Raw genomic sequence first — 12242 nt, forward strand, 5'->3', positions numbered from 1 at the left:
AACCAATCGACAGATTAGGTATGTTCGTGCTCGAAGGCGTGGTTATGCCTGGTGGACATGTCCGAAGTTTCGCATTCCAGGGTAATATCCCTCACGTCAAATTCATCCTGAACGATAGACCTGATCTGCCGCTTAATCCCTTCTGTCTCTTCTACTGTTCCTACCGAAACCACCACGTGAGCGGTTCCCACCGTGAGATGAGAACAGACCTGCCAGAGACGCACATCCACAAAGTCTTTTACTCCTTCCACATCTAAGACGCGCCCTCTTAACCGGTCCACATCCTGTGGCGATTTGTGAAGGAGTATCTCCGCGCTCCGGTAGAGCACGCGTCCCGCGGCGATCAAAATGAGGAGTGCCACGAAGCCCGCCACGATGGGATCGACAACGGGCGTGTCGAAGAGCTTGATGGCCACAATCCCCACCACCACTGAGACGGAGGCAAGGATATCTCCGAGCACATGCAAATAGGCAGCCTGAATATTGATGTCCTTCTTGCTGTGCCTGGAGATGCGTTGAAAGAGGACGGCCACAGTGAAGTTGACCGCCAGCCCAATCCCGGCTACAATCAATGCTCCGGTCGTATCGATGGGCGCGGGGTTCCGGAAACGCGACCACGCTTCCGCGAAGATGAGTGCGGAAATGACGCTCAACAAAAGGCCATTGAAGAGTGCGCTCATCACCTCAAGGCGGTGGTAACCGAACGCCATCTGCCGGGACGGCTGTTTCCGGTGCGCAATGGTGAGGGAGAGGAAGGCGACGAGAATGGAGATGAGGTCGGAAATGACGTGGAACGAATCGGAAATGAGACTCAGACTATTAAATGCGATCCCGCCGATCAACTCCGCCAGGAAGGTTCCCATCAGCAGTGCAGCGGCAATGAGCAACGTTTGGCGGGGAGCGGGCACGGTCTTCATAATTTGACTGAATATGAAAGGAATTACGCTACAGCCGGCCCTGGAGTCTCAACACGGTCATCCTTCCGAGTTTCGGTCCTCCGATGATTTCCGTATGACGATCCTCCAGCACGTTGTTGATCGTAGCGAACAGCTTCAGGTGGTCGTTGAAGGAGTAGCTGAGATGAAGGTCGAGAATGCTGTACGCACGGATGGTTCCAAAGTAGATACCCGACTGCCATTCGAAGCTATCCACGTGCCGCAGACTGGCGGCAACGGAAACGCCGATTGGGGACTCGTACGTTGCCTTCAGGGCCCACTTGTTTCTGGGGGCGTTTATGGGGTCCTTTGTGCCGGTGAGAGGGTTGATGAAGTCGGAAAGACTCAAGAAGGAGTAATTTCCGTCGAGGGCAAGATCCTTATTGAAGAAATAAGTGAAGCTGGCATCGAGGCCCCACATTCTCACCTTTCCGTAGTTGAGATACCCCACGACGACCGGGGGGTTCTGTCCCTCAATGAGTTGGGTTGTGTCGCCTGAGACCACAACACCTTTCAGATGGCAGGAGGGACAATCAAAGAAATCGTCAATCGTAAGATCGGGATCGTTTTCGACAACAAGAGGCGTGATTAACAGGATGGGACTGACAAAGCTGTCATATTTGCTGTAGAAGATGTCCAGGGTGGCGTAGAGCGGAATGGCCAAACGTCCTTTCCAGCCGAACTCCAGCGTACGGACAATCTCCGCTTCTATGGGTTTCGGGTCGACTGAGATATCTGTTTTGAAAATGCCTTTGCGCTCCTTCTGAAGATTGGGAAACAGAAGCTTGTAGAGTCCATCCCAGTCGCCGTTGCCGTTTGCGTCTGTCCACACCTCGTGTCTCTCTGCAGGTTCACCCTCTTGAAACACGCCGTCTCCTTCGGTACCGTTGAGGTCCGGTCCGCTGTAGAAGCGGTTCCCATCAAGATCATCGTAGTCTTCGCCAAAATCCCATTGGCCATTTCCGTTCTCATCCGTATACGGTTCGGCAGGCTTTCCATCCGAACCATAGTCGCTGAAATCGAACTCCCCATTTGAATCAAATTCATAGACGTACTCGTTTCCGTAGATGTCCGTAACCGTGTCAATGGACCCATCCTCGAATGACCAGGCCCCATCACCATCCTCGTCGTTGAAATCTTCCATGCTGATACTGTTGAACTGAAACATGTCCCCGGAAATATCCCAGAACGTTAGATCTCCGTTTTCATCCCGGGGGTATGCGTAACCGTTTGCGGCTCCTTTGGCATAAATCTTGAAAATGGAGAGACGCGTCACGAAAATGTCCAGGAAGAGTGCCTGGGAGGAGGGAGTATTGTACGCTTTCGCCCAGGTGAGTCGAAAGTTCTGGTGATCCGCAGGTTTGTATTGAAGTCCAATTTTTGGCGAGATCTGGAGTCCCGCAGTCTTGCTGAAATCGATCCCCCATTTGAAGGGATTTGCCTCTCGATTTTCACTTCCAAAATCTATCATGCCCGTGAGTTGTTCATGGGCATCCAGGCGGCCGGCCAGAATCAGTTCCAGTTTGTCGGTCAGTTTCGTGTTCGATTGAAAATAGAAACCGAGTTCATTCGTCAGGTACCGGTTGTCCTCATCCTTTTCGTCTATGCCTTCGTCGGTCAGACCGTCTCCATCGTTGTCAATGCCGTCGGCGATGGCACCCCTGGCGTTGTCCTTCCCATCCAGTTCGTCCCAGTCTTTATAGGGCTCTCCCGGGTCGTACTCGCCATTGTCGAGAACTGTCTCCGCCCAGGCCACAGGGGATCCATCTTCCCCATCTCCGTCGTTGTCGATGTTGTCCCAGAGGTGATCATCCCCCAGGATGGTGCCGAAGGTCTGTGGCATCGTGCGGAAGTAGTCGATTCCCCAGACGATCCGCTGGCGGTCGTTCCAGAATAGGCGGTGATGCTGTATCTGAGCGCTGAACTTCTTTGACGTATCCTTGATGCGATCACCCGTGGCAAGGCTTCGGGTTTTGCCGGCGAAGCTCATGTTGAGATAAGCCTGGGCAAACCAGTTCTTGTAGGTGAGGCGTCCGTGGGCATAACGATATGTCCATCCATCAGCCAGATACCGTGCGATGCCCGTGATGTTGATATTCTTGGCCCTGGCATAGCCGTAGGCGAAGCTCATCTTGACATCCTCCCTGGGGTCGTAATCCATACGGAAATCGGCCCGGAGATTCCTGACGTCGAAGTCGGGGAAATCCTTAAGCCCATCTCCGTTGGAGTCGTAGACCCGGTACGAATGGATGGTGCTGTCCTCTTTCCCTCCAAAAACACCGTCCTTGTTCGTGTCAAAGAGGATATTGCCATCCTGATCAAAGATGTACTCCCCAAATTTGTTTTGTCCATACTCACCCACGCGATTCACCCACTTGGTCCCTCGCTCGTCGGGTTCATCTATCTCGCCGTCACCGTCGTTGTCGATGCCGTCGAACCATTTCTCCCCGAAGTCATCGATGCCGGTGTCAACCCCTTCATCGATCAACCCGTCATTATCATTGTCGGTTCCATCGGCATAAGGATACCCCACCCAGTCGTTTTCGTCGATGAGTCCATTGTTGTTATCATCCATCCCGTTGCCAGGAATCTCTCCCACGGTCATCTGCTGAGTGATGATCGGATTCTCTTCGTCGCTGTTGCGGTCGTTGTCGATGCCATCGGCAAAGGCGACGTAAGTGTAGTATTGACCATCCTGGAAGAACGACTCGATTCCCTCACTGTCCAGGAAGGTGTCCGTTAATCCTCTGTCAGAATCGGGCCACGGGTCCGGGATCTTGACGGCTTTGGTGGGACTCCCGCTCTCTGTAACTCCTGTCTGCCAGACGGCGTTCTCCCCGTCCATGGTGAAATCCCAGTTCCCCACAAGGGCAAAGTGGTGGCCTTCCCACTCTTCCTCGTTGAAATGTCGCCACTCCCTGGCTGTGAAGTAGGCGGTGGACAGTTTGGCTCCGAACTGACCCCGAGTGTACGACCCACGAGCTGTGATCTTCCGGAGATTTCTGGCATCCGCGCTGGCCTGGAGGTTTACCGTCAATGGATCAGCGAACCTGGGTGATTGAGTGATGATATTCAGAACGCCGCTGTGGGCATTGGGTCCGTACGTGGCAGATGAGGGACCAAGAACCACCTCGATCTGTTGCACGTCCTCAAACGTAACCGGGATAACATTATAGGCAATCAGACGGAGTGAAGGGACATTCGCCATCCGTCCATCTGTCAGGGTAAGGAACCGGGAGCTGAAGCTGGAATTGAATCCCCGGGCACTCAGATTGTAACTGTCCACCCCGGATTGAGTGAACTCCACTCCCTTTACCCCTTTCAGGTAGTCACCAAGATTGGTATTGCTTTCCCTGCGGATATTTCTCTGAGTGATGACAGATATGGCAGCGGGAGCGTCTTCGATGCGTTCCCTGCGCCGGGACGCTGTTTCTACAATGATTTCCTCCATCTCGATCGCAGCGGGGTTCAAGGCAATGTTCACGACTTCGACGCCGTCCTGAGGCAGCTCCACTGTTATCGCCTCTTCTTCGTACCCCATGTACGTAGCTTTCACGGTATATGTGCCAGTCGGAAGGTTACGCACTTCATAGCCCCCGTTCAAATCGGTGGCGGCGCCAGTGGGTTCGGGGAGTGCAGGACTCGTGACAAGAACGTTGGCTCCCATGAGAGGTTGCCCGCTGGTTCTGTCAGTGATCCTGCCTTTGATGGTTCCCCTCGCGGCCAGAGAGGAGGTAGACCAGATCAACAGAAGAATAACGGGGATGAAGCCAGCCTTCGTGAGTCTCATTTTCCCCACTTATGAATCAACCCCGCCATATAGAGACCGGGGTTGACTGGAAGATCGTTCTCCAAGGGCGGGTCTTTCCCGCGTCATTTCATTAACAGCATCTTCTTCGTTGCCGTGTAGTCCTGGGCGGTAAAACGGTACAGATACATGCCCGTGGGGAGTGGAGTACCGAGACGGTCCCGGCCGTCAAAAACTACCGTGTACCGCCCCCGTTCCATGTATCCGGAGTGGAGTGTACGAACCGTTTCTCCCAGAAGGTTCAATACCGTAACTGTGACGTCGCTCCCCTGCGGCAGGTCGAAGGCGATGGTGGTGGAGGGATTGAACGGATTTGGATAGTTTTGACGGAGCGCGAACTTTGTGGGGAGTAGATCCTCCTCTTTCTCCACCGTCAGTACATTAGCTAGTATGGTGGTCACGATCCGGGTCTGGAGGTCAGGGACACATTGATTTCCCATCTCAAACACCAGGCGGCCCCCTTCTAAAAGGTTGGCCAAGTCCACATCGTGATCCGAATCATCAGGAAATGTCCACGATCCGGCGGCTGCCACCATGCTGGCACCTATGGACCAGATCATTCCTCCCTGAACGGCCTCCTCCAGGGTGAGACCCAGGTTGATTAATGTTTCCACCTGATCGTAGGCTTGCTCGCTTACGGCAGTAACGACAGTGGAAGGTGCTCCGAAGATGTTCAGGACAGCCTCAACGGCGAATGCGACGCCGCCAGGGATGTCCGTTGGGTTTTGGGCCATGTAGCCTGCAAAAGCATCCTTGAGGGTTTTCACGGCCACGAGGAAGTTATAAGTGAAATAGTATCCTGTAAATTGAAGGGGTTCATCGTCTGTGAAGAGGTCACCGTCAGGGCCGACGGGATCAAAAAGATACATCCAGTTGGCACTGAGTTCCTCCCCATCACCGGCATAATTTTCCCCCGCGGTAGGAAATGTACCCACATTGAGATCAGGGTTTACGTTGTCCCTCAAATATGCCACAAAATCATCGTCGGCAGGGAGTGTTGAGATTCCCATCTGGCGGTTGAGATTCCCTTCATCATCGATACCGATGTTGGAATCTGTCCCGTCTATGGCTTCCCACTCAATAGCGAGAGACCCCATCCGGCCCTCGAAGTCCGGGAATACAGTTATCCAACCGTGGTTGACGGCCTCAGCATCGGCGTCAAACAGGTCAAAAATATTCGACTCGCCGATACCAAACTGTCCCCGGTCCTCGTTGCCGTCCCACTCATAGGTGCCCTGGTCCTGGATGGTGGGAATCGCGGCAAAGGTGGAGCAATCCTCAGTCCGGGTGGTGGGGTAGGTACTCGTGGGAATCTCAAAGGATCCGTCTTCTGAGAATATCAGAGTCAGATCGATGCCTACGTAGGCGAGACCTTCGGGTACCCAGAGCAACTCGGGTGTCTCGGGTGCCGCAATGGTGTCTCCCGATTCGAAATGCTCAACGGGGAATTCGAACTGTGGGTCATCGGCGGTTGGCCACGATAAATTCAAGGTGTGGGTGGATCCCTCGTCTTCTGCAGCATCCCCGGAATCCCGGGCCACGTCATAATACTGTACATGAACGCCCGTTAATTTGAACTCGCCACTGATCCCCTGTGCCGAAAGGCTCGAGGCCACGAAAAGAAAAGCAAATATCAACACTAACCGTGAAAACTTCATGGGTGAAACCCTCCTTTTTGACAATGAAATCTGTACGGATAACGCAACCAATCCGTTGATAAATTGAAAATAGATACTATGCTCCCCGCAGGCAACACTTTTTTCTCAGGTGCATTTGAACCGAGATCTCCCTGAACCAATCAGGCAAGATTTTCCGCGACTATATCGGCAACATCCTTCACCCGGACGGGCTTCGAACCTTCAGGGGTTAACGGACCGAGACCCTGATTGAACATTCCGTAACAAAAATTGCATCCCGTGATCACCGTGTCGCAACCTGAGTCGACAATTTGCTGAGCGCGTACCAGGTGGGTTCTCCCGGTGCCTTCCTTTTTCCACCAGAGGCCGCCTCCGGCACCGCAGCAGAGCGTTTTCCTGCCGTGTTCCTCCAATTCAAATGTGTTTGAGGCAACCGCTCCCACCACCCTCCGGGGTGCACGAACCTCTTCCGCCACCCGGGCGAGGTAGCACGGATCGTGAAAGGTCATTCGTTCGTTATTTCCCGGTTTCACTCGTATTCGACTTTTCTGGATGAGAGAATCGATGACCTGCGTGTGATGCTCCACGGAATAGCTCACAGGGGCATACTTGCGGTATTCCGTGTCAAGATTCACGAGACAGTGGGGACATAATGTGGCCACTTTTTTGGCCTGTGACAGTTGCTTCAGGTTGTGCTCCATGAGGAGTTGATAAGTCATTTTTTCCCCAAGGCGGTTGGCGGGATCTCCCGAGCACCATTCGTCTTTGAGTACTCCGTATGAGACACCTGCCGCGTCCAGAATCTTTATGAAATTGTTCACGGCCTTGGTGAAGTTGGGATCCATCTCGTACCTGGCGAAGCATCCGAGCCAGAGGAGGTATTCCGCATCTGGGGTGTACGGAGAAAGTCTTTCGGCCAGCGGACTCCGTGTGGCCCCTTCCGTGTTGCCGGTTTCCTGAAGGTTTATGAAAAGTTTCTGGTATTCTTGTGGCACATTACCCTCAACTAGAACCTGGATCTTGCGGATTTCATCCGCTTTCTCCACCTGATTGCCCACGGGGCAGGCATAGGTACATGCTTGACAGGTGGTACATTCCCATCCTGCTTCCACATCGATCTGATCCATAACGGCCACGTCTCCCGAGTCGATCAGAGGTTTCCTGAGATCGAGGATAAAATGGTGCTTTGGATCGAGGAGTCCTCCCCCCCGGTTGGCGGGACAGACTTCCGTACAGCGGCCGCACTCGACGCAGGAAAAAACATCCAGTGTCTGATTCCGTGAGAGGCGGGTAAGTCCCTCCAGCATGTCATCCAGTTCGTCCTCACTTGCCTCCAGGTCAACCTTGACGGTGCCATGGTCGGGCGTATGGAAGGGACGGAAGAAAATGTTGAAAGGGGCAAATACCAGATGGAGATGCTTTGACCGGGGAATGACAATAAGGAACACAAGGATGGTGACGGCATGTATCCACCAGTTCACCCTTGAAGCAAGGGAAGGAGGATTTGTCTCTCCATAAAGATAGGTAGCCATGAGGAGAAATATGAAAATGGCCACCAGGCCGGAGGAGGGGGAAAGTTTCCCGAGGGGTTCGGGTCTTGAGACAAAGCGACGGAACGCGAGAGCCAGAATACCCAGGGAGACAAGAACCGCCACGGGGATAGCGACAAGAGAATAGAGGTGGCGGCTTTTCTCCGTTAGAAGGGGGTATCCGAGGCCCGCAGCAAAATGATCGAGAGTAATCACGGCGAACACGATGAATCCCCAGAAGACAAATCCATGCATAATCCCCGGCCACACCCTTCCTCCTATGACCCGTTCATGGAGGATAACTTCCTTGAACACCCGTACAAGACGTTGACCTGGGCGATCAACGGGCCACTGACCAGTTCCTTTGTTTACAATTTGGAGGCGACGCCAGATTTCGTAGAATAACAATGCGAGGGTGGCGATTGTGAGGATGGAAAGAAGAACGCGTTCAGGAACGGGAAGGGTCACACCAATTTAGTGTTCAGGTGTTTCCCAGAGGGACTCCTGCGGAGCAAGTGTTCGTGTGTTCATGTTTCTGAGTTTTCATGTGCTGGCGAGATAGTGTAGGCTCGTCTGGGTTGACACACAAACACTCTAACACTTTAGCAGTCAGGCGTCAGCCTGAAGTTTTGAGCTCTTGAATCGCTTCCGTCAACTTTGGGACGATTTCCACAATATCGGCCACAATTCCAAAGTCGGCAATTTCGAAAAATGGAGCATTGGGATCTTTGTTGATCACAACAATATTTTGGGATCCCTTCATACCCACGAGGTGCTGTATGGCTCCCGAGATACCGAGAGCGAGGTAGAGTTTCGGGGAGACAGTCTGTCCGGAGCTCCCCACCTGCCGGAAGGAAGGAAGCCATTCCGCATCAACCACCGGTCGGGAGGCGGCGAGCTGGGCGCCGAGAACATCCGCGAGCTTCTTAATCAGAGGCAGGTTTTCTTCCTTCCCGATGCCGCGACCTACGGCCACGATGAGTTCTGCACTTGAGAGATCTACTTGTCCCGCGGCTTCCTGGAAGGGCTCTTCCGAATGAGTCTTGATTGCCGACTCATCCAGGTCAATGGATACATCTCGTACTGGCGCACCACTTCCCTCCGTCACCTCGTCCGCCTGGAAAGTTGCGGATTGAAATGTAATAAGGAGGGGACCGTCACCTGTGGGTACAACATCCGCGAGGAGTTTCCCCTGGAAAACCTGTTTGATGAATACAGGCGAATGATTTTCCACTCTGTACCCCACGTTGTCCGCAAAGAAAGGTATGTTCAGGATTCCACTTACCTTCGGGAAGAAGTCCCTCACCATGTACGTGTGTCCCATGAAGACGTATGTGGGTGATTCTTGCTCAATGACCTGGTTGAGAGCCTCTGAGAAACCATCGGCCGAGTAGTGAGCCAGAAGGGGATGTCGCAAGACCAGAAGTTCATCCACGTCTTTCGACACACCCGTTTCAACGGCACCAGAAACCTCGTAACCCATCACAAGGAGCGCCGTGGTGAGATCAAGCTCCTTGGCCAGGGACTGAGCGGCCGCCAGTGCTTCCCAGCTCATTCGGTGGATACCCCCATTCTTATTCTCAGCCACTACCAGAATATCCATATTCGACTCCCTGAACCTTACAATACTTTCACGTTGCGTTTCAGAACATCGACCAGTTTAACCACGACTTCCCCGGGTTCTCCTTCGATCATTTCCGTCCTTTTCGTCTTCCGGGGAACGTAAATCCGTGTGAATTTCTGGAGAGGCCGATCGTTTTCCACAAGGTCTTGTTTGGCGACTGCACGAATCTCCTTTTTCTTCGCTCCCATGATGCCTTTCAACGATGGATATCGCGGCGTATTGATTCCCGATTGTACGGTTACTGAGGCCGGCAGATCCATCGTGACCCATTGGAACCAGCCCGATTCCAGTTCCCGTTTCACGCGTACGGAAGAGCCCTGGAGCTCAACGGCGACCGCCAGGGTGGCCGTGGACATGCCGAGAAGTTGCCCCAGAATGACACCCGTTTGAGCCATTCCCAGATCGTCTGACTGAAGTCCTGAAAGGATGAGATGAAACTCCTCGTCTCTCAGTACGGAAGCGAAGAGAGTCGCAGAGACCAGAGGATCGGTTATGTAAGGAAAAGCTTCCTGGATATGAATTCCCCGGTCGGCCCCTTTGGAAAGAGCTTCCCGGATTGCTCTTTGAACCCGGTCGGGTCCGAGACTTGCCACCACGACCTCCCCTTCTCCCTCCCTCTCTTTGATCTGGAGAGCTTCTTCCAGGGCGTAGGCATCACTCTCGTTCGTGGTGAAGGTGACATTCTCCTCCTGAATCCAGCTTCCGGCGTCGTTGAGACGTAGAGGAGAATCTGCGCTGGGCACCTGTTTTATCAAGACGCATATCTTCATACCTATTCAGCCCACTTGACTGCGATGAGAACTACTTCATGGATCGTCTAGAGGCAGACGATTCTTAAACCACAGAGGTCACAGAGTGACATGAAACATGTGGATTCACAAAAAGAGAGCGTTGAGTAGAATACCCTCAGAGAGAAACTGCAAATGAGTCATCTTAACGTTTTGAATATTGATTCTTTTACTCTGTGTTCTCTGTGGCTAATGAACTTACTTACGCAAATTTTTAAATGCAAGTTAGCTCAGCAATGGGTAGTGGGCTAATTTGGATTATTGACGGGAAAGTTGCGAAATACAAAAGACTACCGAATTCCCGGATATATGTGGTAGATTAACATTCCGTGCGTCAGTTTTTTCTCCCAACGGGCGAAGAAATAAGAATGACTGCCTATATGGATTGGCGTATTTGGTTAAGAGACCTTAATATACCTGAAATTAGAGAAACACTTGCTGATCCTGACGCTATAGAGCCCGCTGAATACTATGAGAATAGAAACATATACACGAAGAATTTTGGGAACTATGACATTGTCGTAGTGTTAGAGGAAACCAAAAGCCCACGATTGGCTGTAACAGTATGGAAGGATATTAAATGAAGAAAGAACAAACACCTATCCGCTTTGACTCAGAAGCAGACATTCTATACATCAATTTGGCCAAGGGAGAATACAGCCATAGCATTAGACTTAGTAAGACGCAATTTAGCATAGATCCAAAGATGGATTCTCATATGCTTTTAGATATAGGGGAAAAAGGAGATATACTCGGAGTTGAGGTACAAGCAGTGTCTCAAATCGTTCAAGAAGAGCCTCCGGTTGAAAAGGGCATGTGGGAAGTTCCCCTGCATTTACTATCAGCATTTTCCCGCAACATAAATCTCAATTCTGTTTAGAATACTCCTCTTCCCATACAAGCAAATCCTTTAATCCCCACAGTCTTTGTGTAACACCGGCTTTCATTGCTGGAGTGCATCTAAGCGTTTTATGTATGCGACAGAAATTGTAGTAAGCAAAGTGAAGTGCGACAGCATATCTAAGATTGTCCAATTTCTTGCTGAATCCGTTTGTCAGTCGCGTAAATCTTCTCATTTGCATTCTCATTGTTAGGTTCTGTCTTTCTACGTGAGAAGTTGATATATATTTTCGCTGTGGATGCCCTTGCATGATAAGATGGAAGACAGCCACTATGCTTGGTGGACTGTAACGTCTCTCCCCATTTCCTGCAAAACTTTTGTGCAATTGAGCATAGTCAATATCGCGTCCAAACGCTTCATCTATAGCCTCAGGGTAAGGAGTGAAAGCGTCAGTTGTTAATTGGACATGATTTGTTAAACGTTTTTCAAGGTCAAACATAAATCTGAGTGTTGTTTCCTTGTCACGTTTTCCTATCTCAAATAGAGGGACAAGCTTTGTCTCAGCATCCAACGCCACAAAGACGTATTGGTCTCCCAAATCTCTACGATTTCGTTTTTCTTCTTTAGTTAAATGGGACTGTTTCTTTCCCACAAAACACCAGATTTCATCTACCTGAAGTGACCGACATTCAAGATTTCTCATTCGCTCGTCGAGTAGTTGTTCACAACCTTTGCCAATTCGCCCAAGAAAACTGAGGATTGTAGTTTTATGAACACCTGTCATTCTGCTTACGCTTAACACGCTATTCCCTTCAACAAGGCCAGATAACACGGCTAATTTCTTTTCATCTTTTAATTGGTTCATTTGGGCTCTCCTTGATTTGTCACACGGAGAGCCCTAAATTCTCTTTCGGTCTCACGCGGGCCTCTACCGTGTGAGGTTAATGCTCCGTTGGTAGTTAACGCTATCAACGGAGTTGTTTATGGTGGGTCTCTACATCTTGCGCTGATTAGCTCCGTAAATTCTCACTTGACAAACCTCCATTAGCATATTAACTTAAAAAGACTTTTGGCTGTGGA

Annotated in this window: 9 protein-coding genes; 2 read left to right on the forward strand and 7 right to left on the reverse strand. The window is 51.4% G+C overall.

Annotation, left to right across the window (positions count from 1 at the left end; translation table 11 throughout):
• Positions 1-14: 14 nt before the first annotated feature.
• The 6 genes from V3U24_07235 to V3U24_07260 all read right to left on the reverse strand — a co-directional run bounded on the left by V3U24_07235 (position 15) and on the right by V3U24_07260 (position 10303).
• Positions 15-917 (reverse strand): cation diffusion facilitator family transporter, encoded by a 903-nt coding sequence (locus V3U24_07235; protein ID MEE9167235.1) that lies wholly within the window; start codon positions 915-917, stop codon positions 15-17.
• Positions 918-945: 28 nt separating this feature from the next.
• Positions 946-4725, reverse strand: coding sequence for a TonB-dependent receptor (locus tag V3U24_07240; protein MEE9167236.1), 3780 nt, complete (start codon positions 4723-4725; stop codon positions 946-948).
• A gap of 83 nt (positions 4726-4808) precedes the next feature.
• Positions 4809-6401: a FlgD immunoglobulin-like domain containing protein gene (locus V3U24_07245; protein ID MEE9167237.1), complete on the reverse strand. Its 1593-nt coding sequence runs from the start codon at positions 6399-6401 to the stop codon at positions 4809-4811.
• A 140-nt stretch (positions 6402-6541) separates the two neighbouring features.
• Complete coding sequence (locus tag V3U24_07250; GenBank protein ID MEE9167238.1) at positions 6542-8377, reverse strand: (Fe-S)-binding protein; 1836 nt, start codon at positions 8375-8377, stop codon at positions 6542-6544.
• Positions 8378-8525: 148 nt separating this feature from the next.
• Positions 8526-9512, reverse strand: a complete 987-nt coding sequence (locus V3U24_07255; GenBank protein MEE9167239.1) for an electron transfer flavoprotein subunit alpha/FixB family protein — start codon at positions 9510-9512, stop codon at positions 8526-8528.
• A gap of 17 nt (positions 9513-9529) precedes the next feature.
• On the reverse strand, positions 9530-10303 hold the full coding sequence (locus V3U24_07260) for an electron transfer flavoprotein subunit beta/FixA family protein (GenBank protein ID MEE9167240.1): 774 nt from the start codon (positions 10301-10303) through the stop codon (positions 9530-9532).
• 386 nt (positions 10304-10689) lie between these two features.
• On the opposite strand from V3U24_07260, the gene V3U24_07265 reads away from it, so the two are divergent.
• Entirely contained in the window at positions 10690-10905 is a 216-nt protein-coding gene (locus tag V3U24_07265; GenBank protein ID MEE9167241.1) for a hypothetical protein, read from the forward strand.
• A complete protein-coding gene (locus tag V3U24_07270; protein ID MEE9167242.1) occupies positions 10902-11201 on the forward strand; it encodes a DUF2283 domain-containing protein in 300 nt (99 codons plus the stop codon). Before V3U24_07265 ends, V3U24_07270 begins: the two co-directional genes overlap by 4 nt.
• Here V3U24_07270 and V3U24_07275 read toward each other — a convergent pair.
• The gene (locus V3U24_07275) at positions 11188-12027 is read right to left on the reverse strand and encodes an IS1 family transposase (protein MEE9167243.1); all 840 of its coding nucleotides are present in this window, start codon (positions 12025-12027) and stop codon (positions 11188-11190) included. The two genes, V3U24_07270 and V3U24_07275, sit on opposite strands and share 14 nt — an antisense overlap.
• Positions 12028-12242: the final 215 nt, after the last annotated feature.

This window comes from Candidatus Neomarinimicrobiota bacterium, from assembly GCA_036476315.1.
GTDB lineage: Bacteria > Fidelibacterota > Marinisomatia > Marinisomatales > S15-B10 > JAZGBI01.